Source organism: Dyella sp. (genome assembly GCF_035685885.1).
Classification (GTDB): Bacteria; Pseudomonadota; Gammaproteobacteria; order Xanthomonadales; family Rhodanobacteraceae; genus Dyella.
The window spans coordinates 1-23,740 of sequence record NZ_DASRZX010000007.1 but is presented as its reverse complement, the minus strand read 5'-3'; the positions used below and the strand labels follow the sequence as shown (position 1 = coordinate 23,740).

Below are 23,740 nucleotides of genomic sequence, written 5' to 3'. Positions count from 1 at the left end.
GATTCTGCCATGCGCGCGCCCGCCCTGTAGGAGCGCACCCAGTGCGCGATCGGCGGGATCGTGGGACGACGACTTAGGCGCGATCAGTCGCGTTCTATGGTGAACAACCCCTCGGCCACGCGTGTGGGAACGAATCACCGGCGATGATCCTGGTTCACGCAACGCCGCGGTCGCGCACTGGGTGCGCTCCTACAAGGGCCGTGTGTGGCCGGATGTGCTCAGCCGCGGCTGGTGCGGGCGTTGGTGAGTCGCCGCTGTTGCGCAGGCTCGTTCAACAACACCGGCAACCATGGGGACAATGGTTGCGGCACGATGCCGAGCGCGGCGTAGCCATCGGTCTTGCCCACCGAATCGGTGCGCAGTGTCTGGAAGTTGTCCAGCGAGAACGGCTTGCCCGGCAGCATGCCGGCGATCTGTGCCTGCAGGCGGCCAAGGCCATCAGGCAAGTCGAGGATGGGTGTGCGTAGCCCAGTGGTGTCGCGTACCTGCCGGACGATCTCGCCCAGCGTGAGCACTTCGGGTCCGTACAGTTCGAAACTGCGGTCGATGCCGAGCTTGTTGTCACCGACGCAGCGCGCGAAAGCTTCTGCCACGTCGCTTACCCAGGTCGGTGCGAGGCGTGAAGAGGCGCGTGCCAACGGCAACATCGGCATCTGTCGCAACAATCGGTCGAAGCGATCGACCAGTCCGCCACCGTTGCCGAACATCACACTGGGCTGATAGATGGTCCAGTCCAGCGAGGAGTTGCGCACGTGCGCCTCGGCATCGCCCTTGGTCTTGAGGTACTGCGACAGTCCCTGGCCGGCCTTCAGCGCGCTCATCTGGTGCAGGCGCGAAACACCGGCGGCCTGGCACGCGGCGATCACGCGCTGCGTCAGTTCCACGTGCGCACGCTGAAAGGTCTGGTTGCCGGAGGCATTGAGGATGCCCACCAGGTTGATGACCGCATCCGCGCCTTCGAATTGCCGGCGCAGCGCATTGCCGTCGTAGATGTCGACGCTGCGGATACGCACGCTGGGCAGCACGCCCAGCTCGCGACGTCGCTCGCGATTGCGCGAAAGCAGCAGGATGCGGTGTCCATCAGCTGCCAGTCGCGGCACCAGATGCGTTCCGACGAAGCCTGTGCCGCCGAGTACCACCAGTTGCGCGGTTCGTTGTGTCACGGAATCCCCAATCTCAATGCGTGCCGCTCGATGCCGCGGACGGAGGCGCCATGTTGCTGGCCGGCGCGGCGCTGGATGCTTCCGCGGGAGCGGGTGTCGTCACGGCCGGGCAGGCTACCAGCTTACGCTGGCTGCGCGCGTCCGGCAGGCTGAAACCCTGGCCGATCGGCGTAAGCCGCTGCGACAGCGGCACCGCGTTGCCGTGCTGGCGCCAGTCGTAGATCACCGCGAAGGACATCACGCGCGCCACGTATTCGCGCGTTTCCTTGTACGGAATGGTGGCGACGAAAATGTCGGCGGGCAGCGTGCCGCGTGCTTCCAGCCATTGATCAACCTTGCCCGGGCCGGCGTTGTACGCGGCGCTCGCCAGCCAGATCGAACCGCTGAAACGCTCGGCCATCTGTGCGAGGTAGCGTGTGCCGAGGATGATGTTGGTCACCGGGTCGAACAAGGTGTCGCCGCCGCCCCAGCTGATGCCATTGCGCTTGGCCACCAGGGCGGCCGTGGAAGGCAGCAGCTGCATCAGGCCGCGCGCGTCGGCGCCCGAACGTGCATCGCTCATCCACGCGCTTTCCGCGCGCAGGATCGCGTAAGCCCACGAAGGATCGATACCCGCTTCCTGTGCCTGCGGCACCAGTCCGTCCTGGCTGGCGAGCGGGAAGCGATGCTCGTAATAGCGCAGCGCGTCGCCGGTGTTGAAGGTGAACACGGCGCGGTCGTACCAGCCCCGGCGGGTGGCGAGATCGACCGCCAGCCTGAGCGTTTGCGCGTCGGCACCGTCCATTGCCTGCGTCCACTCGCGGCGCGCCTGTCGGGGCAGGCCCACGGCATACAGCTCGAACGCACGCAGCAGCGCGCGATTGGCCAGCAGCGCCTGTTCGCGCTGCTCATCGCCGTTGAGCGTGTTCGGGCAGATGCCATACGGCGCGTCCAGGCGATCGGCCGCGAGGAAGCCGTGGAACGTCGGCTCTGTCGCCAGCGATGTCAGTACCTGCTGCGCTTCGCTCTGGCGTCCCAGTTCGGTCAGCGCGCGCGCGCGGAACCAGCGCCATTCGCCATCCCTTTGCTGCGCGGCCGGCATGGCGTCGATGGCCGCGAGCACGGCGCGCCAGTCTTGCTGTGCCAGCGCGGCGCGCACGCGCCACTCGCGGCTGGTGTCGGTCTGCGACGCGGCCGGCAACGCGGCCAGCCGTGCGAGGGCGCCCTGGTCATAGTCGGTGGCATGGAACAGGGCGATGGCGTATTCGACGCGGTTGCGTTGTTCCGGCGAGAACGCGAAATGCCCTTGCAGCTTCTGCCACGCGATGTCGGCGGTCACCGATTGGCGACGGGCCAACCGTTCCAGCGCCAGCGTGGCAGCCTGGCGGTTGCGCGGCGTGTCGGGCCATTGGTTGGCGGCGACGCTCGCCGCGGCCGGATCGCTCAGCGCCGAGGCGATGCGCCGGGCGGACTCGGCGTCCTCGCCTGGAAGCCAGCCGGCGATGGCGTTGATGGAGCCAGGCTGGCCCGCATCCGCTGCGCGATCGATGCGATCCCACAGGCGCTGCGGGGTCAGCAGACCCTGGTCGTGCGCAGCGCTCAGCACCGGGTCGCAGGTACTGGGCAGCTTGGGCTTGGCCCAAAGCGCGGCGAGGTCACGGTCGAAATCCAGCGGCGTGCCCTTGCTCAGCTGCGCCTGCAGTGCGCTGCACGCCAGCGTGTCGCCCTGGCCGGGCTGGTACATCGCAAGAAAATTGTCCCAGTCCTGCCGACGCGCCAGTTCGGCGAGGAAGTCGCGGCGAAGATCCGTGGCGGGAATGAGCCCCGGATTGCGCTTGAGGTAATCCTCGACCTGGGGGCGGTCGATCTGCCGGATGTCGTGCGTGAGTGCCGCTGCCTCCAGGTACGGATACAGCGGATAGTCCTGCAGCCCATTGGCCTGAGCGCGCCAACCATCGCCACCCTGCTGGGCGGCCGCATACGCCTGCTTGAACGCGGCACGTTGCGCGGCGGTGGGCTCGGCGGCGCTGGCGGCAAAAGCCAGCGCAAGACCGGCCATCACGATGAACAGGCGTCCGGCAAGACGCCGTGGTGCCACAGACAGGGACATGACCACTCCTTTTCCAACCCGCGGCGAACGACTTCGCGGTCCTCGGGGACGACATGCAATGCGCGGCCCGGCAGCATGGCCAACGGCCGCTGAGCGTGGCGTGAAACGGCGGCCGGGCACCGGCGCACATGGACGTGCGGAATGGCCTGATAGAATCTGCGGCCCACGAGGCGCCGCGTCCGGCGCACCCAGCCAGCAGGAAGCGCATGCCGCCATCGTCCTCGCCATCGTCCCGAGTCGCGCCGATCGCATGGCTGATGCTCATCGTGGCCGCGCTCAGCGGTGCGCTCTGGTGGTGGCAGATGGGTCGCCCGGTGTCCTTGCCCGATGCGCCGAGCGCGCGCATCGCATGCGTGTCCTATGCGCCGTTCCGCAAGCCGGGCGAAACACCGCTCAACATTCGTGCCTTCGTGAGTCCCGAGCGCATCGATGCCGACCTGCGCGCATTGTCCGAGCGCTTCGATTGCGTGCGCACGTATTCGCAGGGTTTCGGCCTGGACGCGGTGCCGGCCATCGCGCAGCGCTACGGCATGAAGGTGCTGCTCGGCGTGTGGATCGGCCGCGATCCGGTCGCCAACGAAAACGAGATTCGCAAGGGCATCGCCACCATCAAGGCGAACCCGGGCGTGCTACGCGGCGTGATCGTCGGCAACGAAGTGCTGTTGCGTGGCGAGCAGACACCCGAAGCACTCGCGCGCTACATCAACGAGCTGCACGATGCGGTGCGCGATACGCATGTCCCGGTGACCTACGCGGACGTGTGGGAATTCTGGCTGCGCTATCCCGAGCTGGCCAAAGTGGTGGACTACATCACCATCCACATCCTGCCGTACTGGGAAGACGAGCCGGTCGAGCCGAAGGACGCGCTGCAGCACGTGGCGGACGTCTATGCGCACACCAAGGCGCAGTTTCCCGGGCGCGCGGTGATGATCGGCGAAACAGGCTGGCCCAGCGAAGGCAAGCAGCGTCGTGGCGCCGCAGCCAGCGTGGTGAACGAGGCGCGCTACATGCGCGACTTCCTGCGCTACGCCGGCAGCGTCGACATGCCCTACAACGTGATCGAAGCCTTCGACCAGCCGTGGAAACGCGAGCAGGAAGGCACCGTCGGCGGCTACTGGGGCATCTTCGACGTGCATGCGCGCCCGAAGTTTTCGATGCAGGGCGCGGTGGTCGAAGAGCCGCGCTGGCTGTGGGGCTGGGCGGCGGGCGTCGCGGGCGCGGTGTTGTTCGTGCTGGCCGGCTGGTGGCGGCGCGAATGGCGGCTGCGTCGCGCGCGTATCGCGATGGCGCTGTCGGGCTTTGCCGCGGGCACTGCGATGGCGTGGCAGTTGAGGCAGATGTCCTACGCCTGCCGCGATGCGGTCGAATGGACCGTATCGCTGGCGCTGTGCGCGCTGGCGCTGATCACCACGATGGGGCTCGCGCGCTGGATCGGTGCGCAGCTGGCGGGCGAGCGCCCGCGGCAGGCGCCGAACCGTCGCGCACGCTACGCGTGGATGTTCATCCTCACCTTGTACGGGCTGCTGCTGGTGTTCGACGGCCGCTACCGTGATTTCCCGCTGGGCCTGTTCTGGCCGCCAGCGTTGGGTTACTTCGTTGCGACCATGCTGGATGCGGACAAAGGCGGGATGCCCTCGCCGGAGGAACGCCTGCTGGCCTGCGCCTTGCCGTTGCTGGCCGCCGTCACCGTCGTGCAGGACGTCGGGCTCAATCCGGCGGCGTGGCTATGGATGGGCGCCAATCTCGCGCTGGGTGGCGCCGTGCTGATCCGCTGGGTCCACACCGTTCGCCTGCGCGCGCACCAGGCGAAGGCAGCCCACCAATAGCGCCAGCGCGCCGGGTTCAAAGCAGTACAGCACCACGGCGAACAGACCCGTGGCCGCCGCAAGCCAGGCGGTGAACACGCGCACGTGCCACAGCGCCAGCAGCATCGCGGCCAGCGCCACCCAGCCGAAGACGCCGATGCGCAGCCCACCGATATTGCCGGTGATGAAACCCAGCACGGTGATGTGGCGAACCTCGCAAGCCAGCGTCTTGCCTGCATCGCAGACGCGCGCCAGCTCGGCCGATTCCACCAGGCCGTAGCGCAGCAGCAGCGGCAGCGCAGCGATCACCAGCAGCAACAGCCAGGGCAGGATCAGGGCAAGCGTTCGCTTCATCGGCGCAGTCGGTGGGGTTGTGGTGCGACGTGCCCCGGCAGGCGGATTTCCGCGGCCAGCGGCAGGTGATCGGAGAAAGCCTGCGGCAACGCCCAGACCTTGTCGAGCTGGATCGCCTCGGATGTAAGGATGTGGTCGAGCGCGCGCCGCGGCTTCCAGCTGGGAAACGTGGGCGTCACACGTTCCGGCGGCACCAGCGGTGACTTGGCGAACAGGTGCTTCATCTCGGTGCTGTGCAGATCCGTGTTGAGGTCGCCCATCAACACGGCATGGCGATAGTCCTGCATCACCTCGCCGATGAAGCCTAGCTGCTTGGCGCGCGCAGGCGCGCTCAGCGACAGGTGGGCGATCATCACGGCCAGCGCATCGGGGCCTTCGCCAAAACGCGCCAGCAATGCACCGCGACCGGGAATGCGGCTGGGCAGCGGATAGTCGAGCACGCTGGAGGGTTCCAGCCGGCTGATCAGGCCGTTGGCCGAATGCGCCAGGCGCGCCATGGGGCGGTTCGGCTGATGGCTCCAGAACGGCATGCCCGCCGCTTCGGCGAGGTAGCGCGTCTGGTTGAGAAAGCCCGAGCGCAGGCTGCCCGCGTCGGCCTCCTGCAGGCCGATGACATCGAACTGCGGCAGCACTTCGGCCAGGCGATCGAGATTGTCCAGCTTGCTGCGGCCGGGCAGCACCGCGTTGATGCTGCGGGTGACGTATTCGTGGTAACGCTGCACGCTGGCGCCGGCCAGGATGTTGCAGCTGAGCAGGCGCAGGCGACGCTCGGGGGCTGCGGGGGCGGAAGTGTCGGCGCGATTCATCGGGCGGGCAGGTTATTGGGAAAGGATGACAGGCGCCATCGGCGGTTCTGTCGGGTGCGCAAGCATGCCCGCCTGCACGTGAATGCGGGGAAAGTTCCGGAAAGCCTTCCCCCGCAACGATTTACTTCCCGGCAAGCTCGCGCTTGGCCAGCCATTGGGTCAATGCGGACAGTTGATCCAGCGTCTTGATGTTGGCGCTGCGGTACTTGCCGTTGACCACGATGGTGGGCGTGCCATCGACCTGCCACGCCTGCACCAGCGCGGCATCCTTGCGGATCTGCGCGGTGACTTCGTCGGAGGTGGCAATGCGCATGAAGTCTTCGCGCTTCACGCCGTGGGTGGCGTAGAAATCGGCCAGTTCGTCCAGCGTGGAGATCGGATAGTGGTTGTCGAACTTGGCCTGGAACAGCGCCAGGTGCGTCTGCTCGAGCACGCCCAGCTGTTTGGCGGCGTAGAAGGCGCGCGCGAACGGCACCCACTGGTCGTTGAACGCGGCCGGCAGCAGCTTGAACACCACGCCCGGCGGCAGCTGCTTGCGCATCTGTTCGGCAATCGGCGCGAAGTGCGCGCAGTGGATGCAGCCATAGGAGAACACTTCGACCACTTCCACCTTGCCCTCGCTGCTGTAGCGATGGGCGGGGCCGTCGAGCGTCACGTACTCGGTGCCGTTGGTATAGGGCGCAGGCTCATTGGAACCGGCCGTGCAGGCGCTGGCCAGCAGCAGGCCGGCAAACAGGCTGATTGCACGCAGTGAGGCGAAACGCTTGAACATGAAGGGGAACCTCGGGTGATCGTGTTGGATGATGGCGCGGCTTACTTGCCGGCCGCTTCCTTGGACACCAGCCACTTCACCAGTTCCACCGTATCTTCGTAGCTGCCGGCGGCGCGTGGGGTGAGGCGATACTTGCCGTCGATGATGATGGTCGGCGTTTCTTCCACGCCGTAGTTCTTCACCAGTTCGTCGGAGCGCTTGACCTTGGTGTTGATGGTGAAGGAATTGGCCACGGCCGCGAACTCCTGCGGATCGGCGCCGAACTTGGCGTAGACCTTGGCGGCGTCATCGATCGTCGGCAGTGCAGAGGCCGGCTTAAGGCCATTGCCGCCGGCCTTCAGCGCGCTGAGTTCGTTGGTCTTCCACACGGCGTCGTACATTGCATCGTTGGCCTTGTCAGCCACGCCCAGCGCCTGCGCGGCGAGGAAGGCACGCTGCAGCATCGGCCAGTTTTCCTGCGGCATGAACGAGGCGGGCAGATAGGCGACCACGGCGGTGGACGGCAGCTCCTGCACCAGCTTGTTCATGGTGGGGTGGAACTGGTTGCAGGCCGGGCAGCCGTAGGAGAACACCTCGACAACTTCGATCTTGTCGGTATTGGTCAGCTTGGGCTGAGCCGGTTCGATGCGCACGTAGTGCTTGCCTTCCACCCACTTGCCGTTGTCGACGAACGGTGTGGCGGGGGTCGGGCTTGGTGCAGCCGGTGCTTCCGCCGCTGCGGCGCTGGCGGCCGGGGCGGGAGCGGCGGTGGAAGCAGCAGCCGGGGCCGGCGCGGTGGCAGCGGGCGTCGGCTGGGTCGCGGGCGCGGTGGCTGCCGGTGCCGGTGTCGGAGCCGGCGGCTGCGCAGTGCTGGCGTTGTCGTTGTTGTTGCTGCAGGCGGCGAGCGCGAGCAGGGCGGCACACAGGAACGACAAACGCTTCAGCATGGTGGTCCTCGATACTTTGTCTGGCTTGGAACGGACACGCCGGCCATCGGGCCGGCGTGTCGAAGCAGCTTACTTGGCGGCCGATGCGCCCGAGGCGCCGTCGGCAGCGTGCAAGCCTTCAATGTAGCTGGCGATGGCGGTGATGTCCTTCTCGTCCAGCTTCTTGGCGATGCCCGGCATGATCTGCGCGTGCGCGTCATCGCCCCAGGTGGTGCCGTCGTGCCAGGACTTCAGCGTCGCTTCGATGTACTGCGCGTGCTGGCTGGTCAGCTGCGGATACATCGCGCCCGGGTTACCGCGGCCGTCGATGCTGTGGCAGGCCATGCAGGCGGGCACGCCCTTGGTGGTGTCGCCCTGGCGATAAAGCTGCTCGCCGCGCTCGACAAGGGCCTGGTCGGCGACGCCGGGCAGGGCACTCTTGCTGGCGAAATAGGCGCCGATGTCGTGCATGTCCTGCTCGGAGAGCGGGGTGGACATGCCGAGCATGATCGGGTTCTGGCGCTTGCCGCTTTTGAAGTCGGTGAGCTGGCGGACGATGTAGGACTCGTGCTGGCCGGCGAGCTTGGGGTACTGGGCGTCGCTGGAATTGCCGTCCATGCCGTGGCAGGCGCCACAGGCGGCAGCCTTGCCGGCGCCGGCAGCGGCGTCACCGGGCTTGAGGGCGGCGGTAGCCTCGGCGGGCTTGGCCGCTTCGGCGGCGGGAGCGGCCGCGGCCGGCTGCGCGGCACTGGCCGCAGCGGCGGGAGCCTTGGCTTCCTGGGCGAGCACTACGCTGGAAGACAGCGCAAAGACGAAAGCTACGGCATAACCAACAACAGCGGGCCGGAAACCGGCGGGCCGAAAACTCATACACTTGTCTCCCGAAAAACTGCTATGGCTGCACGGCTCGCGCTGGCCTGCACGTCCGCAACTGGCAGAAACTGACGGATTATCTCCGCGCCACCTTAGTCGGTCAAACCATGTCCAATCCTTTGCAGGGCGCCCAGTTCGTACTCGCCGCCCATCGAATCTCACAGCTTCCGCCCGATAGCGGCGCCGAAGTGGCTTTTGCCGGACGCTCCAATGCGGGCAAGTCCAGCGCGCTCAATGCGTTGACAGCGCATCGAGGCCTGGCGCGCACGTCCAAGACGCCTGGCCGCACGCAGCAGATGGTCGCGTTTTCGCTGCCGCCGCTGGCACAGGGCGAAGGCGAGGCGCCGCTTGCGGCACGCCTGATCGACCTTCCGGGCTACGGTTACGCCAAGGTTCCGCCGGAGCTGCGCGAGCACTGGAAGCAGGAAATCGACGCTTACCTGCACCAACGCCGCAGCTTGCGCGGCATCGTGCTGATTACCGATATCCGCCATCCGATGAAGGAATTCGATCGGCTGATGCTGGATTTCTGCTTCGTCACGCACTTGCCCTGCCACGTGCTGCTGACCAAGGCGGACAAGCTTTCGCGCAACCAGGCGGCGCAGGCCCTGGCCGCGTTGCGAAAGGAGCTGGTGGCCGGCGGCACGCACGCCACGGCGCAGATGTTCTCCTCGCAGACGCCGACGGGCGTGGAGGAAGCACGCGCGGCGGTGATGACCTTGCTCAATACGCCGCGCGAATAAACCCCGAGAAGGCTTTGTCGTCCCTCGTTGGGACGACGAGCGAAAGTCTCAACCGTTCACGCACTTCATGAACACCGCGCACAGCGCTTCCATGCCGGCGCGGTCTTCGTCGTCGAAGCGCGCGATGGACGGGCTGTCCACGTCCCACACGCCAAACAGGCTGCCGTCGGCGCGCACCAGCGGCACCACGATTTCCGACTGTGATGCTGCGTCGCAGGCAATGTGGCCGTCGAAATCATGCACGTCGCGCACGACCTGGGTCTGGCGCGTCTGCGCCGCGGTGCCGCACACGCCGCGGCCCAGCGCGATGCGGATGCAGGCCGGCTTGCCCTGGAAGGGGCCAACCACCAGTTCGGTGCCGTCGTAGAGGTAGAAACCGCACCAGTTGAGGTCCGGCAAGCTGTGATACAGCAGCGCCGAGAAGTTGGCGGCGTTGGCGATCACGTTCGGCTCGCCCTCCAGCAGGCCGCGCGCCTGGCTGCACAGGTCTTCGTAGTGCTCGCGCTTGCTGGCATAGGCCTGCGTGGATACGTCGAACATGGGCATGGGCCTCGCTGTCAAAGAACGTATTATGCGCCGACGCGCTGCACTGCGGCATAACGCCGCCCGCAGAACGATGGTTGCGGTCAACAGGGGACAGGCGCATGTCGACGTTCTTCATCGCGGGCACTGATACGGGCGTGGGCAAGACCCACGCCACGTGCGCCCTGTTGCATGCGCTGCGCGCGACAGGCCGCAGCGCATGCGGCATGAAGCCAGTGGCGAGCGGATGCACGCAAACCGCCGAAGGCCTGCGCAACGACGATGCACTCGCACTGCAGGCGGCAAGCAGCGCGCTCATGCCCTACGAATGGATCAACCCCATCGCGTTGCGCGAGCCGCTTTCGCCGCACCTGGCGGCGGCGCACGACGGTGTGGAGATCGGCCTGGCGCCGCTGCACGAGGCGTTCCTGCGCCTGCGCGACATGCACGACGCCGTGCTGGTGGAGGGCGTGGGTGGCTGGCTGGTGCCGCTGTCGCGCGGATTGCTGGCGTCGGACATCGCCAGGCAGTGGCAGCTGCCGGTGGTGTTGGTGGTGGGCATGCGCCTGGGCTGCCTCAACCATGCGTTGCTCTCAGCGCGCGCCATCGCCACGGACGGCTGCCGCCTGGTGGGTTGGATCGGCAATCTCATCGATCCGGACATGGCGGCCGTGGAAGAGAACCTGACGACGCTGCGCCGGATGCTGCCGGCGCCGTGCCTGGGCGTGCTGCCGCATGGCGCGCCGCCGCACGAGGCGGCATCACGACTGGATCTGGACGCCATCTTGGAGTGATCTTCACGCGTCGCGTGTTTGCATGCGACTGTCGATCCCGGAGTGCCGCCATGGCCGCGCGTAGCCACTACTACCTTTCCATTGCCGATCTTGCCCAAGCACGTGGCCCCGTCCCCTCGTTGAGCTATGACGGCGCCGGTCCGAATGATTTTGCTGCTGCGTTGCAAGAATCGTTGCGCACGGCCACGCTGTTCCAGCGCTGGCGCGCGATGCAGGACGAGCCTGACGACGTCGATCCCGCGCTGGCGGTCACCGACCCCAGTGCCACGGTGATGGCGGAAGTGCACGATCTGCGCACCGACGTGGACCTGATCACCGACCTGCCCATGAACGTCGTGCGCCATCGGCTGAACTTGTTGATCGGCCCGAGCTGGCAGCTGCGGGACATGCGCCAGGCCTGAGGTTGTTGTTGTGGCAGCGCACTCTGTGCGCGACGACCCAACGAAGATGATGCGTCGCGGCGTAGCGAGTCGCGCACAGGGTGCGCTCCCGCAAGGAGACGACGGGCAAAGGCAAGAATGAGGCCAGGACTTCCAGCCCTTGGCACCCCAGCCAAGGTGTGGTTAGGCTGCGGGTTCGATTTTTTCACCCGCAGGGGAATCCTGATGCTTCGTCTCCGCACTCTCGTCATTGCCACTTCCATCGCGCTCGCCGCCTGCTCGCAGCAGTCCAACGAGCAAGCCGCGCAGCCCGCCCCGGCCAGCACCACGCCTGCCAAGGCTTCCACTGCGGCCGCCACGCCGGAGGTCAGCGCCGTGAACCCGTTCCTCGAGCCCAGCACGCTGCCGTTCCAGGCGCCGCCGTTCGACAAGATCAAGGATGGCGACTACCAGCCTGCGTTCGAAGAAGGCATGAAGCAGCACCTGGCGGAGATCCAGAAGATCGCCGACAACCCGGATGCGCCGACCTTCGAGAACACCTTCATCCCGATGGAGAAGTCGGGCCAGCTGATGCAGCGCGTGATGCAGGCGTTCAATGCCGTCAGCGGCGCGAACACCAACGACACGATCCAGAAGGTGCAGGAAGAAGAAGCGCCCAAGCTCGCCGAGCACCAGGACGCGATCGTGATGAACGACAAGCTGTTCAAGCGCATCGAGACCATCTACGAGCAGCGCGATTCGCTCAAGCTCGATCCGGAATCCAAGCGTCTCGTTGAAGTGACTTACAAGAACTTCGTGCGTGGTGGTGCCAAGCTGTCCGACGCCGACAAGGCGAAGCTGAAGGATCTCAACAAGGAAGAGTCCACGCTCAGCACGCAGTTCACCAACAAGCTGCTCGCCGCCACCAAGGCCGGCGCGCTGGTGGTGGATGACAAGGCCAAGCTCGATGGCCTGTCCGATGGCGACATCGCTGCGGCAGTGGAAGCGGCCAAGGCGCGCAAGCTCGACGGCAAGTGGGTGATCCCGCTGCAGAACACCACGCAGCAGCCGGCGCTGCAGAGCCTCAATGATCGCGCCACGCGCGAGCAGCTGTTCAAGGCTTCGTGGGATCGCGCCGAGAAGGGCGACGCCAACGACACGCGCGACATGATCGGCCGCATTGCGCAGATCCGCGCCGAGCAAGCCAAGGTGCTGGGCTTCTCCAGCTACGCCGCGTGGAAGTTGGAAGACCAGATGGCCAAGACGCCGGAAGCGGCGCTGACCTTCATGGACAAGCTGGCCCCGGCCGCCACGGCGCGCGCCGAGCGCGAGGCCAAGGACATCCAGGACGTGATCGACCAGCAGAAGGGCGGTTTCAAGGTCGAGGCGTGGGACTGGAACCACTATTCGGAGCAGGTGCGCAAGGCCAAGTACGATCTGGACGAATCGCAGATCAAGCCGTACTTCGAACTGGACAACGTGCTGCAGAACGGCGTGTTCTACGCCGCCAACCAGCTCTACGGCCTGACCTTCAAGGAGCGCAAGGACATCCCGGTGTGGCAGCCGGATGTGCGCGTGTTCGAAGTGTTCGACAAGGACGGCAGCTCGCTCGCGCTGTTCTACTGCGACTACTTCAAGCGCGACAACAAGAACGGCGGCGCCTGGATGAGCAACCTGGTCGACCAGTCCAAGCTGATGGGCACCAAGCCGGTGGTGTTCAACGTGGCGAACTTCACCAAGCCCGCGCCGGGCCAGCCGGCGCTGCTGTCGTTCGACGACGTGATCACCATGTTCCACGAGTTCGGCCATGGCCTGCACGGCATCTTCGCCAACTCCGAGTATCCGAGCCTGTCGGGTGCGGCCACCGCGCGCGACTTCGTGGAATTCCCGTCGCAGTTCAACGAGCACTGGGCCACCGACCCGAAGATCTTCGCCAACTACGCGAAGAACTATAAGACGGGCGAGCCGATGCCGGCCGAGCTGGTGGAGAAGATCAAGAAGTCGAAGACCTTCAACAAGGGCTACGACATGACCGAGCTGGTCTCCGCCGCGCTGCTCGACATGAGCTGGCATAGCCTGAGCGCCGATATGCCGAAGCAGGACCCGGACAAGTTCGAAGCCGATGCGCTGGCCAAGGCCAAGATCAACCTCAGCTACGTGCCGCCGCGTTATCGCTCAAGCTACTTCCAGCACATCTGGGGCAACGGTTATGCCGCCGGTTACTACGCCTACCTGTGGACCGAGATGCTGGCCGATGATGCCTTCCAGGGCTTTGTGGACAAGGGCGGCCTGACCCGCGAGAACGGCGACCGCTTCCGCGAGATGATCCTTTCGCGCGGCAACACCGAGGAACTGGGCAAGATGTACAAGGACTGGCGTGGCAAGGACCCGACCATCGAGCCGATGCTGCTCAATCGTGGCCTGAAGGAAGCGCCGCAGAAGAAGTAAGCCTTCGACAGGCGTCAAAGAAAGAGGGCCGGCATTGCCGGCCCTTTTTTCGCGGCCATGCGATGGGCAGTGACGCGCGCGGTAGACAACCGATGGTCGATCTCAATCGTTCGACAAGATCTTCCTGGCAAGCTCGCGCACGTAGTCAAGGAAACGCGTCTGCACGCTGTTGAGCGGACTGTCGGGTCGATAGACGGCGTACAGGACGACATCCATCTGCAGCTTCAACGCGCGCTTCTGTACCGGCTCCCTGCTGCACTGCGCGGTGAATGGGTCGACCAGGGCGAGTCCGCCGCCGCGTGCAACCAGGGAGCACGCCAGCTGATACGTCTGCACCCACACGCTGGTCCGCGGCGCAGGCTCGACCTTGGCCAGGTGGTTCTGCAGCATCGCGCCCAGCGCATCCTGCACGGTGATGCCGATCATCGGCTGGTCGGCCAGCGCCTTGATCGGCAGTGGCCGGTCCAGTTCGCGTTTTGGCCACCAGCCCGGTGGCGCGATCACCATGATGTTGCCGCGGCATAGCGGCTCCTGCTTCAGGCCGTGATGGCTGATGTCCTGCAGGGTGAGGCCGATGTCCGCCTCGCGCAGCATCAGCGACTCGCACATCACCGCCGAGTGCTGCGTAAACAGCTCGACGGTCGTCTCCGGGTAAGCCTTTCCCACCTGGGCGATTGCGTCGGGCACCAGCACCTGCGCGAGGGCGGGTGTGCAGGTGACCCTCAGCGGATGGCTCTCCGGGCGGGTGATGTTCAACGCCAGGCGCCGCAGGTCGTACAGGTCGCGCATGACACGGTCGATGTGATGGCGCATCAGCAAGGCCTGCTGCGTCGGTTGCAGCCTGCCGCGCACGCGGCTGAACAGCGGAAAGCCCAGGTGGCTTTCCGCCTGCTGCAGCGCCTTGCTCGCGGCAGGCTGCGAGACGTTCAGCAGATTCGCCGCGCCGGTCAGGCTGCCCGTGCTCAGGACAGCGTGGAACAGCTCGATGTAACGGAGACGCATAGGCCGTTCCCCATCCGGTTCGATGCGGCCATGGCCGGCATCCAGTGGTTTGTCCGAACAAATGCCGCGAAACCGCCGGCGTGCCCGTGTCCAGATCGTACGGCATCCACAACCAACGGTTATGCCTCGTGTTCAACTTTTCATTGGCGACGCGGATCGGCCGATGACTATGCTCGATGGCGTGGGCAGGGACCTGCCGGCGCCCGTGCACGACAAGGCCGCCCGTGCGGCAACCACGCAGTCGCAATCCACGACGCGCGCGAGACCATCCGCAAACAGGGAGCATTGCCGATGTCGGACCAAGGCGAAGAGGCCGCGTCCGCCCAGTGGGGGCCGCCGTACCTGTTGTACCTGGGCAGTGCCAACGATGACCTGGCGATCAAGACGGCCCGGGGGCTGGCGTATTGGCGCCCGCACTGGTGCCTGGGCCAGCACCGTCGCGACGATTGCGCGGTGACGCTGGATCTGCCTGACATGGACATCGTCCGGGCCAAGGCCGCGGGCGCGAGCACCATGGTCATCGGCGTGGCGAACGCGGGCGGCGTGATGAATGACGCCATGATTGCCGACGCCATCGCGGCGCTGGACGCCGGTCTCCACGTCGTATCGGGTTTGCACCAGAAACTGCGCGATCAACCGGAGATCGTGGAAGCCGCGCGCCGGAACGGACGTGCGCTGTTCGATGCGCGTGCCCCCCGGCCGGGCATTCCGGTCGGCACCGGTGCGCGCCGCCTGGGACGCCGCCTGCTGACGGTGGGTACGGACTGCTCGGTGGGCAAGATGTACACCGCCCTGGCGCTGGAGCAGTCGCTGCGTCGGCGCGGGCTTCCGGCGGATTTCCGGGCCACGGGGCAAACCGGCATCCTCATCGCCGGCGCGGGCATTCCCGTCGACGCAGTGATCGCGGATTTCATTTCCGGCGCCGCCGAGTCGATCTCGCCTGCGCGTGCCGATGACGGCTGGGATCTCATCGAGGGCCAGGGTTCGCTGTTCCACCCGTCCTACGCGGGCGTGTCGCTGGGCTTGCTGCATGGATCGCAGCCCGATGCCCTGGTGCTTTGCCACGAGCCGACGCGGCGTCACATGCGTGGGCTGCGGGATTATCCGATACCGGAACTGATGGCTTGCATGGAGGCCAACCTCGCCGCCGCACGCCTGACCAACCCCGCGGTGAAACCCGTCGGCATCGCGCTCAACACTTCGCGCCTGCCCGCGCAGGAAGCCATCGCCACCTGCGAGCGTGTCAGCGCGTTGTTCGGGCTGCCTTGCCTGGACCCGGTGACGATGGGCGTCGAATCGATCGCGGACAACCTCGTCGCCTGCTTCGCGGATTGAGCACGGCCTGCCTTCCTCGCTCCTCAAAACCGTGGCCATCCATGGCCGCTTCCCCCGTGCGCCAGCGGGCCTGTGCCGTGCGAGTGGATTTGGCAGGTGAGGACGGCGCTGCTTGATGAGTGTTGCCTATAGACTCTTCCTCGCTGTCGACCTGGGTACGCGCGCGTGCTGACACTCGATTCGATACAGACCCTGGCCTGCGGTGGCGTGCTGCTGCTCGTCGGCTATGCCATCCGGCGACGCGTGCCGCTGCTCGCGCGCTTCAGCATCCCTGCGCCGGTCATCGGCGGCTTGCTGGTGGCGTTGCTGATGCTGGCCTGCAGGCACTGGAGCATCACGCCTGTCCGCTTCGACACCGGTTTCGAGCAGCCGCTGATGATCGCGTTCTTCACCGGCATCGGCTTCAACGCCAGCACCACGCTGCTGAAGGTCGGCGGTCGCCAGATCCTGTTGTTCCTGGGACTGGCCAGCGGCCTGGCGGTGGTGCAGAACCTGCTGGGCGTCGGCATGGCCAAGGCGTTCGGTCTGCCGCCGCTGTTCGGCGTGATTACCGGATCGGCCACGCTGGCGGGCGGCCCTGCCACCGGGCTGGCCTTCGCGCCGCTGTTCGCCAGCGCCGGCGTGCAGGGCGCCAAGAGCGTGGCCTTGGCCAATGCGATGGCCGGCATCGTGTGCGGTTCCATCCTGGGCTCGCCGTTGGGCGCCATGCTCATCGAGCGGCTGGGGCTGTATCCCGCCGTGGCTGCAAACGCCGACACAGGCGTGGAGGAGCCGTCGGCCGCGTTGTCGGCGAAGAGTCGCCTGGTCGACCCGGCCTACGCGGCGCTCAAGAGCGTGGTGTTCATGCTGATTGCCATGGGCATCGGTGCATGGATCAGCACGGGGCTGGGCATGCTTGGCCTGACCTTGCCGGCGTACATCGGCGCGATGCTGGCCGGCGCCGTCATCCGCAACATCGACGATCGCCGCGGCTGGTTCGGCTTGTCGACATGCAGCATGGAGCTGATCGGTCACATCAGCCTCTCGCTGTTCCTGGTCATGGCCCTCATGGACCTGCATCTGTGGGACCTGTCGGGCCTCGCCTTGCTGCTGCTGCTCAACCTCGCGCTGCAGACCGTGCTGGTGCTGGCCGTGTGCTGCTGGCCGCTGCTGCAACTGATGGGGCGCGACTACGATGCTGCCGTCATGGCCAGCGGCTTCACCGGCTTCATGCTCGGCACGACGGCGAACGCCATGGCGTGCATGAGTTCGCTTACCGAACGTTTTGGTCCCGCGCCGCGCGCCTTCCTGGTAGCGCCTGTGGTCGGTGCTTTCCTCATCGACTTCACCAACGCCGTCATCATCACGGTGTTCGTCAACATCTGGAAATAGCCAGCGGTAGACGGGCGCTCGTGTCGCGTATGCAGGCACGCACGACGCGCCGTGCGCACATGCACCGCGACGCTTGGATACGTGATGTTTCCTCGCTGGTTCCGAGCGTTGCCGAACGCAACGCGCTGTTTTGGCGTGCAGGTTTTGCGGCGCTACAACAAGAGGAAAAGTACTCCAAGTGTCATTCGGGCCATCCCGCGTCGCATCCCATAACCCCCAGTTATGGTGAGCCGATGTTTTTTCATTGGCGGCTCGCGCCTGACGAAGACTACGCTCGAACGCGCACTTATGAGCTGGTTGGGGAGAGCCGTTCGTAGCGCATCGTCACCCGGCGCAGGTCCGTCCTCGCGATGGATTCGCGCCGTCATGTCGTGCCGCGCTGTCGCCGCACTCTGCCAAGCCATGCCCTTGTTCGGTCAGCAGGCCCATGTCGGGTTTGCATGACCTGTTGTCTGGACGTCGTGTTGCCTGCGCCCACGTGGCGATGATGCAACAGGGCTGCCACCAGTCACGAAGGCGCAGTACCCGGCGTTTCAACAGAGTGGAGTGCACATCGTCATGAAGGGCAAATCTTTGCGCGCGTTGCGTCCCCAGCATGTCCTCAAGTGCAAGGCGTTGCCGCTTGCCATCAGCTCGATCGTCCTGGGCTTCGCCGGCAATGCATGGGGACAGGCGACCAGCGGCACCATCTACGGCACGGTACCCGCGGTGGCGGGCGAGTCGGTCCAGATCACCGGCGGCTCGGGCTTCAACCGCACCGTCGATGTAGGGACGTCCGGCAAGTATTCGGTCACGCTGCCGGTAGGCACCTACACCGTTTCACTGCTGCAGGACGGCAAGGTCGTGGATACGCGCAGCGGCGTGAGCCCGGTGGCCGCAGGCGCCGTGGCCGTGGACTTCGCCGTCCCGACCGCTGGCGCGAATGCGAATGCCAGGACGCTCGGCACGATCAACGTCACCGGCAACTCGCTGCCGCCCATCGACGTGAGCACCACCAACCAGGTGACCACGATCACCGCCAAGCAGTTGCAGCAATTGCCCATACAGCGCACCGCCGAGGACATTGCCCTGCTGGCGCCGGGCGTCAACCTGGGTTCGCCCGAGATCGGCACCGGCCCGCTGGGTACGCCCAACCTGGTGTTCGGTGGCGCATCGACGGCGGAGAACGCGTACTACCTCGATGGCATGAACACCACCGAGCTGCTCAACAACCAGGGCGGCATCTCGCTTCCCTATGGCGCCATCGAGCAGCAGCAGACCTTCACCAGCGGTTACGACGCCCGCTATGGCCGCTCCATCGGCGGCGTGATCAACCAGATCGGCAAGAGCGGCGACAACGAATGGCACTTCGGTGCGCGCGCCCTGTGGCAGCCGGGCAGCCTGCGCGATGATCCGGACAACTACTATTACGCCAATCCGCTGGTGACCAGTGAAGGCAACCGCCCCGGCGACCTCGCCGTCTATCGCAAGAACAACAGCAGCAGCGAAACGATCTACGACGCCTACGTCAGCGGTCCGCTGATCAAGGACAAGCTGTTCTTCTACATCGGCCTGGAGCAGGACGACTCCCACTACCGGAGCACCTCGGAGTTCAGCAGCACCGGCACGCAAGAAACGTTCAAGGTGCACGACCCGAAGTTCTATACCAAGTTCAACTGGAACATCAACGACAGCAACGTGCTGAGCGCGAGCTACGTGCAGAACTCGCACAAGACCGCTGGCACCATCTACGACTTTGACTACGACACCCTCAAGACGGGTGACTTCAACAGTCTTGACCAGATCAACCGGACCACCTTCAAGGTGTGGTCGGCCAACTACACGTCCTACATCACCGACAACCTGACCTTGAATGCGATGGCCGGCAAGATGCACGGCTCGTACTACACGGCGCAGCCGGGGTATCCGGGCTATGACCCGCTGTTGCCGCACATCGCCAGCAGCTCGGTGCAGGATCCGGCGTTCGTGCCGCCGGGCGGTATTTCGAACTCGCAGATCAACTCGTCGATTACCGATTCCCGGCACAAGGAATCGGTGACGAACTATCGCCTGAATCTGGACTACAAGCTGGGTGACCACGACTTCCAGGTCGGCATCGACAACATCAACTCCGAAGACTTGAACGATGGCTCGGTGAACCCGGGTCCGGGATATCAATGGATCTACGGCCAGAGCGATCCTGGCTCGCCGGTGTTCGGTGTGGACCCCAACGTGCCGCCTTACGTCGCGCCGTCGACCCAGTGCCATCCCGATTCCACCGGAACCGTCCGCTGCTACTTCGTGCAAAAGCACACCGACATCAGCGTGGCTTCCGTGCGCGTCCAGCAACGCGCCCAGTACGTGATGGACAACTGGCAGGTCACGCCGACCTTCCTGTTGAACCTGGGTTTGCGCAATGACCAGTTCACCAACTACGACGCCTCGGGCGTGCCCTATATCCGCCTGACCACGCCGCAATGGGCGCCGCGCCTGGGCTTCAGCTGGGACGTGCATGGCGACTCCTCTCTGAAGGTGTTCGGCAACGCCGGCCGCTATTACCTGGCACTGCCGGAGCAGGTCGCCTTGTCCATCGCCGCGCCGGTGACCAACGCGGGCATCTATGGCACCTACACCGGCATCGACCCGACCACGGGCGCGCCCATCGGGTTCACGCCGCTGCCGCAGAATCCATCGACGGGCGTGTCGATCGACAGCGAGTATGGCCAGCCGAAGGATCCTCGCGTTTCCGCATCGCGCAACATCAAGGCGGAGTACTCGGACAACTACGTGCTGGGCATGCAGCAGCAGTTCCAGATGCTGGGAACGCAGTGGGTGTTCGGCGCGACCGGTACCTATCAGCGCATGAACCGCATCATCGACGACTTCGACGATATCCAGATCGAATGCGCGGCCGGACGTGCGCAAGGCTATGCGTACATGACGGCCGATACCTGCAGCCAGTGGGCGCAGAGTCTCGTGCTGATCAATCCCGGCGAAACCAGCAACCTGTGGATGCAATCACCCAGCGGTGCCCTGGTGCCAGTGACGCTGTCCGCCAAGGACCAGGGTTTCCCGAAGGGACCGACGCGCCGCTACTACTCGCTGGACCTCTCGCTGGAGCACGCATGGGACGGCAAATGGTTCGCCAAGCTCGACTACGTGTTCTCGCGCACCTGGGGCAATGACGAAGGCCCGGTAAGCACGTATTCCCAGCAGGGCGGTTCCTACGAATCGCTTACCACGGGTTGGGACTTCCCGGAGCGCATGGAGTATTCCTCCGGCGTGTTGCCCAACGATCGCAGGCACCAGATCAAGCTCTTCGGCGCGTATCAGGTGGCTCCAGACTGGACGCTCGGTGCCAACCTCTACATCGCCTCCGGCACGCCCGTGCTCTGCCGCGGCGGTTACGGGCCGAACCAGCTGGCGCTGCATGGTTCGCACACCTACTACTGGTGTGGCGGCGAGCCCGTCCCGCCGGGTTCGCTGGGTCGCCTGCCGTGGACGCATCAGGTTGGTCTCAACGTGGACTACAAGCCGGGCTGGGCCGATCACAAGCTCGATTTCAACCTGGCCGTGTTCAACCTGCTCGACCAGCAGACACCCGTGTTCTACAACGACTTCTACGGCACCACCTCCAGTCCCAATCCCGACTTCGGCCGGGTGCAGGACACGCTCTCGCCGCGCTACGTGAGATTCTCGGTCGCCTACGATTTCTGAGTAACCTGCAGACGTTCCTCTCCCCGCGCCGGGCTCTGCCCGGCGTTTTTTTTGCAGCCCATGCATGCCTTTGTATAGTCTGCTGACTCCACCATCGCCGGTGACGACATGACAGAAATTCGGCCAGCGCAGGGCACGCCACGGCAACCGCTTTCAGGAACCGCCGAGCGCATGCTGGCGAAAGCACGCGAGGAATGGGCACGCCATGACTTCGAGGCGGCGGAACGATCCTTGACCGGCGTGCTCGCGCTGGCGCCCGGCGAGCCCGCCGCCATGCGGATGCTCGGCATGGTGGCCCAGCGTCGCGGCAATCACGTGCAGGCCATCGACTGCTTCCAGCGCGTGCTCGCCGTGTGGCCCGACGACTCGGACCTGCATGTCTGTATCGGCATTGCGCTGTTCGAGCGCGGCAGTATCGAGCAGGCCCTCACGCATATGCGTCGCGCGTGCGAACTGCAACCTGATTCCGCCCCGGCCTGGTTCAATTTCGGCGAAGCCCTGGCGAGGGTGACGCATACCGGCGAGGCCGTTGCCGCCTTGCAGCACGCACTGGAAATCGATCCCGCGCACATGCCTGCGCGGTTGTCGCTGTCCAAGGCACAAGCGAGCCTGGGTGAGATCGACGCGGCGGTCGCGGGATTCAGGGAAGTGCTGCGTCTCGATCCGGGCAATGCCGAAGGATGGTTCGGGCTTTCGAATCTCAACACCGTCCGCTTCGATGCCGCGGATGCAGCACGCCTGCAGCGCGCCATCACGCGCGAGGGTTTGCCGGCCCGCCAGCGCGAGCTGCTCGGCTTCACTCTGGCCAAGGCGCTGGAGGATCAGGGCGACTATGGCGAGGCCTTCGAGACGTTCCGCCAAGCCAACGCGTCGCGTCGCCATCGGGTGAAGTGGAACGCCGCAGGAGAGCGCCGCCGCGTGGATGACATCCAGCGCATCTTCGCCAACGAAATGCCGCCGCCGCTCGATCCCGAACTGGGTCGCGAAGTCACCTTCATCGTCAGCATCCCGCGTTCCGGTTCAACGTTGGTAGAACAGATACTCGCTTCGCATCCGCACGTGGAGGGCGCCAACGAGATCAAGGACATGCCCGAGGTGATCGACGCGGAGACACGGCGCCGCCGTTCGGCCTTCCCGTTGTGGGCAACCGACGCCAGCGCCCAGGACTGGCATCGCCTTGGCCAGGAATACCTGGCGCGCACCGTACATTGGCGCAAGAGCAAACCGCGCTTCACCGACAAGAGCCTGGTGACCTGGTACCTGGTGGGCGCGGCACTGGCGATGCTGCCGGCGGCGCGCGTCGTCGTCGTTCGCCGTGATCCGGTGGAAACCTGCCTGGCATGCTATCGCCAGTGCTTCACCGAGCAGACCGCCTTCACCTGCGACCTCGACGAGATGGCCGACTACTGCATCGACTTCTCGCGCCTCACGCGCTTCTGGCTGGAGCGATACCCCGGCCGCGTGCTCGATCTCCCCTACGAATCCCTGGTGGCCGAACCAGAGCCCGTCATCCGCAACCTGCTGGATTTCTGCGGCCTGCCATTCGATCCCGCCTGCCTGGAATTCCACAAAACCTCGCGCACCGTTCTCAGCGCACCCAGCGCGGCGCAAGTGCGGCAGCCACTGCGCCGCGACACCGCACGCAGCGCGCGCTACGGCGAAAAACTGGATGGCCTGCGCCAGCGCCTGCGGGATGCCGGACTGTTCGGGGCGTGAGAGAGAAATTTTCGCGCGCTGACAGCGTGATCGATGCCATCGGTTTCGGTCACACGCGCAAGCGGTAATACCCGCGGGTTTTAGGCTGGTTTGAGCAGCACGACACGGTGGTGTTCAGTGACTTCCTGCTGCGCTGGCCCACGCTCAGGTAGGCGCATCGGGCACGTCAGGCCACGCTTGAGGCCTTCTTCCGTGCTCACAACGTGCGCTCCGCCAAGGTCATGGCCGAGCGCATGCGAGCCATCCAGACGGCGATGCCGTTGACCGAGGATCCGGCGGTGATCACCACGCACCAGTTGCTGGCCCTTGGCCTGATGCTTGGAATCCTGGTCCGGCGGCGTCCTCTCTGCTGCGAGCGATCCTTCTCCACGCGTCGTCAATGTCACTTCCCTGGTTGCGGCCTTGGCTTGATGTGGGCAGGATTCTTCTTCAGCTTTCAGAGGTCCGCTGTCGACCCGAATCAGACATATCGAGTGGGCGTTGTTGAGCGAAACAACAAAGCAGGGGATAGACATGGGGCGTTTGGATTGGGTTCGCCGTATTGCTGCCTATCTCGTAGCCATTTGGTGCGTTTGGCGTGCGGGAGACGCGTGTTATGGTGCATTTCTGGGGCAGGTGGCACTCATCGGCGCGGCCGCGCTGTCGATCGGCCTGCTGACACTCGCACTAGGGTTGCTGTGTATGAACCGATATGCGCGCCGCGTGGCGGCCGCATTCTCCCTTCTTGCTGCGATCATCATTCCCCTCGGGGTTATTAATCCGTTCGCCGCAATGGACTACCCCGGGGAATCCCCTACCGTGATGAGCTTGTTGGCATGGATTATTCCAGCGGTCGCCGGGCTGCTGTTGCTGGCCTGGTTGCTTGATCCGCCGAGAAACCCAACACTTGGGCACGGAAATTGAGCGTCCGCTTCCGACTGCGGTTTCAGCCGGTCGTTGCAACACACTAAAGACTGCGCGAGCAGCAGGAGTGTTGCAAGATGTCCC

20 protein-coding genes are annotated in these 23,740 nt (G+C 65.4%); 10 read left to right on the top strand and 10 right to left on the bottom strand.

All coding sequences use genetic code 11. The annotated features are described in order from the left end of the window. Positions 1-218 precede the first annotated feature (218 nt). A complete protein-coding gene (locus VFG49_RS01355) occupies positions 219-1,163 on the bottom strand; it encodes a complex I NDUFA9 subunit family protein (RefSeq protein WP_324857626.1) in 945 nt (314 codons plus the stop codon). Between the two features lie 13 nt (positions 1,164-1,176). After that, on the bottom strand, positions 1,177-3,252 hold the full coding sequence (locus VFG49_RS01350) for a transglycosylase SLT domain-containing protein (protein WP_324857624.1): 2,076 nt from the start codon (positions 3,250-3,252) through the stop codon (positions 1,177-1,179). Positions 3,253-3,458: 206 nt separating this feature from the next. On the opposite strand from VFG49_RS01350, the gene VFG49_RS01345 reads away from it, so the two are divergent. Then, positions 3,459-5,078: a glycosyl hydrolase family 17 protein gene (locus VFG49_RS01345; protein ID WP_324857622.1), complete on the top strand. Its 1,620-nt coding sequence runs from the start codon at positions 3,459-3,461 to the stop codon at positions 5,076-5,078. On the opposite strand, the gene VFG49_RS01340 is transcribed toward VFG49_RS01345, so the two are convergent. The 5 genes from VFG49_RS01340 to VFG49_RS01320 all read right to left on the bottom strand — a co-directional run bounded on the left by VFG49_RS01340 (position 4,977) and on the right by VFG49_RS01320 (position 8,764). Next, entirely contained in the window at positions 4,977-5,411 is a 435-nt protein-coding gene (locus VFG49_RS01340; RefSeq protein ID WP_324857620.1) for a hypothetical protein, read from the bottom strand. The two genes, VFG49_RS01345 and VFG49_RS01340, sit on opposite strands and share 102 nt — an antisense overlap. Then, complete coding sequence (locus VFG49_RS01335; RefSeq protein ID WP_324857618.1) at positions 5,408-6,217, bottom strand: endonuclease/exonuclease/phosphatase family protein; 810 nt, start codon at positions 6,215-6,217, stop codon at positions 5,408-5,410. Before VFG49_RS01335 ends, VFG49_RS01340 begins: the two co-directional genes overlap by 4 nt. A 121-nt stretch (positions 6,218-6,338) precedes the next feature. Continuing rightward, the gene (locus VFG49_RS01330) at positions 6,339-6,989 is read right to left on the bottom strand and encodes a thiol:disulfide interchange protein DsbA/DsbL (RefSeq protein WP_324857615.1); all 651 of its coding nucleotides are present in this window, start codon (positions 6,987-6,989) and stop codon (positions 6,339-6,341) included. A gap of 41 nt (positions 6,990-7,030) precedes the next feature. Continuing rightward, the gene (locus VFG49_RS01325; protein WP_324857614.1) at positions 7,031-7,915 is read right to left on the bottom strand and encodes a thiol:disulfide interchange protein DsbA/DsbL; all 885 of its coding nucleotides are present in this window, start codon (positions 7,913-7,915) and stop codon (positions 7,031-7,033) included. A 69-nt stretch (positions 7,916-7,984) separates the two neighbouring features. Then, positions 7,985-8,764 (bottom strand): c-type cytochrome, encoded by a 780-nt coding sequence (locus VFG49_RS01320; RefSeq protein ID WP_324857612.1) that lies wholly within the window; start codon positions 8,762-8,764, stop codon positions 7,985-7,987. Positions 8,765-8,874: 110 nt separating this feature from the next. Here VFG49_RS01320 and yihA point away from each other — a divergent pair, with 110 nt between their 5' ends. Then, the gene (gene yihA / locus VFG49_RS01315; RefSeq protein ID WP_324857610.1) at positions 8,875-9,510 is read left to right on the top strand and encodes a ribosome biogenesis GTP-binding protein YihA/YsxC; all 636 of its coding nucleotides are present in this window, start codon (positions 8,875-8,877) and stop codon (positions 9,508-9,510) included. Between the two features lie 48 nt (positions 9,511-9,558). On the opposite strand, the gene VFG49_RS01310 is transcribed toward yihA, so the two are convergent. Next, positions 9,559-10,050: a GAF domain-containing protein gene (locus VFG49_RS01310; RefSeq protein ID WP_324857608.1), complete on the bottom strand. Its 492-nt coding sequence runs from the start codon at positions 10,048-10,050 to the stop codon at positions 9,559-9,561. A 104-nt stretch (positions 10,051-10,154) separates the two neighbouring features. Between VFG49_RS01310 and bioD the strand changes: the two genes are divergently transcribed. The 3 genes from bioD (at position 10,155) to dcp (ending at position 13,633) form a co-directional block, all read left to right on the top strand. After that, complete coding sequence (gene bioD, locus VFG49_RS01305; protein ID WP_324857607.1) at positions 10,155-10,826, top strand: dethiobiotin synthase; 672 nt, start codon at positions 10,155-10,157, stop codon at positions 10,824-10,826. A 50-nt stretch (positions 10,827-10,876) separates the two neighbouring features. Beyond that, complete coding sequence (locus VFG49_RS01300; RefSeq protein ID WP_324857605.1) at positions 10,877-11,227, top strand: hypothetical protein; 351 nt, start codon at positions 10,877-10,879, stop codon at positions 11,225-11,227. 204 nt (positions 11,228-11,431) lie between these two features. Next, positions 11,432-13,633, top strand: coding sequence for a peptidyl-dipeptidase Dcp (gene dcp, locus VFG49_RS01295; RefSeq protein ID WP_324857603.1), 2,202 nt, complete (start codon positions 11,432-11,434; stop codon positions 13,631-13,633). 102 nt (positions 13,634-13,735) lie between these two features. Here dcp and VFG49_RS01290 read toward each other — a convergent pair whose 3' ends face one another. Continuing rightward, on the bottom strand, positions 13,736-14,635 hold the full coding sequence (locus VFG49_RS01290) for a LysR family transcriptional regulator (protein ID WP_324857600.1): 900 nt from the start codon (positions 14,633-14,635) through the stop codon (positions 13,736-13,738). A 291-nt stretch (positions 14,636-14,926) separates the two neighbouring features. On the opposite strand from VFG49_RS01290, the gene dgcN reads away from it, so the two are divergent. The 4 genes from dgcN to VFG49_RS01270 all read left to right on the top strand — a co-directional run bounded on the left by dgcN (position 14,927) and on the right by VFG49_RS01270 (position 22,753). Next, positions 14,927-15,970: an N-acetyltransferase DgcN gene (gene dgcN / locus VFG49_RS01285; protein WP_324857598.1), complete on the top strand. Its 1,044-nt coding sequence runs from the start codon at positions 14,927-14,929 to the stop codon at positions 15,968-15,970. Between the two features lie 165 nt (positions 15,971-16,135). Next, positions 16,136-17,341 (top strand): sodium/glutamate symporter, encoded by a 1,206-nt coding sequence (gltS, locus tag VFG49_RS01280; protein ID WP_324857596.1) that lies wholly within the window; start codon positions 16,136-16,138, stop codon positions 17,339-17,341. Positions 17,342-17,899: 558 nt separating this feature from the next. Then, positions 17,900-21,037 (top strand): TonB-dependent receptor, encoded by a 3,138-nt coding sequence (locus VFG49_RS01275; RefSeq protein ID WP_324857594.1) that lies wholly within the window; start codon positions 17,900-17,902, stop codon positions 21,035-21,037. Between the two features lie 171 nt (positions 21,038-21,208). Beyond that, positions 21,209-22,753, top strand: a complete 1,545-nt coding sequence (locus tag VFG49_RS01270) for a tetratricopeptide repeat-containing sulfotransferase family protein (protein ID WP_324857592.1) — start codon at positions 21,209-21,211, stop codon at positions 22,751-22,753. Positions 22,754-22,833: 80 nt separating this feature from the next. Here the strand turns inward: VFG49_RS01270 and VFG49_RS01265 are convergent, their stop codons facing one another. Further along, positions 22,834-23,268, bottom strand: coding sequence for a hypothetical protein (locus VFG49_RS01265; protein WP_324857590.1), 435 nt, complete (start codon positions 23,266-23,268; stop codon positions 22,834-22,836). On the opposite strand from VFG49_RS01265, the gene VFG49_RS01260 reads away from it, so the two are divergent. Then, positions 23,267-23,656 (top strand): hypothetical protein, encoded by a 390-nt coding sequence (locus VFG49_RS01260; RefSeq protein WP_324857588.1) that lies wholly within the window; start codon positions 23,267-23,269, stop codon positions 23,654-23,656. The genes VFG49_RS01265 and VFG49_RS01260 overlap by 2 nt on opposite strands. Positions 23,657-23,740: the final 84 nt, after the last annotated feature.

Coding starts and splice junctions, on each gene's coding strand:
- VFG49_RS01275 (WP_324857594.1), top strand. CDS start 17,900: ATGAAGGGCAAATCTTTGCGCGCGTTGCGTCCCCAGCATGTCCTCAAG.
- VFG49_RS01335 (WP_324857618.1), bottom strand. CDS start 6,217: ATGAATCGCGCCGACACTTCCGCCCCCGCAGCCCCCGAGCGTCGCCTG.
- VFG49_RS01260 (WP_324857588.1), top strand. CDS start 23,267: ATGGGGCGTTTGGATTGGGTTCGCCGTATTGCTGCCTATCTCGTAGCC.
- yihA (WP_324857610.1), top strand. CDS start 8,875: ATGTCCAATCCTTTGCAGGGCGCCCAGTTCGTACTCGCCGCCCATCGA.
- dcp (WP_324857603.1), top strand. CDS start 11,432: ATGCTTCGTCTCCGCACTCTCGTCATTGCCACTTCCATCGCGCTCGCC.
- VFG49_RS01325 (WP_324857614.1), bottom strand. CDS start 7,915: ATGCTGAAGCGTTTGTCGTTCCTGTGTGCCGCCCTGCTCGCGCTCGCC.
- VFG49_RS01310 (WP_324857608.1), bottom strand. CDS start 10,050: ATGTTCGACGTATCCACGCAGGCCTATGCCAGCAAGCGCGAGCACTAC.
- bioD (WP_324857607.1), top strand. CDS start 10,155: ATGTCGACGTTCTTCATCGCGGGCACTGATACGGGCGTGGGCAAGACC.
- VFG49_RS01340 (WP_324857620.1), bottom strand. CDS start 5,411: ATGAAGCGAACGCTTGCCCTGATCCTGCCCTGGCTGTTGCTGCTGGTG.
- dgcN (WP_324857598.1), top strand. CDS start 14,927: ATGTCGGACCAAGGCGAAGAGGCCGCGTCCGCCCAGTGGGGGCCGCCG.
- VFG49_RS01320 (WP_324857612.1), bottom strand. CDS start 8,764: ATGAGTTTTCGGCCCGCCGGTTTCCGGCCCGCTGTTGTTGGTTATGCC.
- VFG49_RS01270 (WP_324857592.1), top strand. CDS start 21,209: ATGCTGGCGAAAGCACGCGAGGAATGGGCACGCCATGACTTCGAGGCG.
- VFG49_RS01265 (WP_324857590.1), bottom strand. CDS start 23,268: ATGTCTATCCCCTGCTTTGTTGTTTCGCTCAACAACGCCCACTCGATA.
- VFG49_RS01330 (WP_324857615.1), bottom strand. CDS start 6,989: ATGTTCAAGCGTTTCGCCTCACTGCGTGCAATCAGCCTGTTTGCCGGC.
- VFG49_RS01290 (WP_324857600.1), bottom strand. CDS start 14,635: ATGCGTCTCCGTTACATCGAGCTGTTCCACGCTGTCCTGAGCACGGGC.
- VFG49_RS01300 (WP_324857605.1), top strand. CDS start 10,877: ATGGCCGCGCGTAGCCACTACTACCTTTCCATTGCCGATCTTGCCCAA.
- VFG49_RS01350 (WP_324857624.1), bottom strand. CDS start 3,252: ATGTCCCTGTCTGTGGCACCACGGCGTCTTGCCGGACGCCTGTTCATC.
- VFG49_RS01345 (WP_324857622.1), top strand. CDS start 3,459: ATGCCGCCATCGTCCTCGCCATCGTCCCGAGTCGCGCCGATCGCATGG.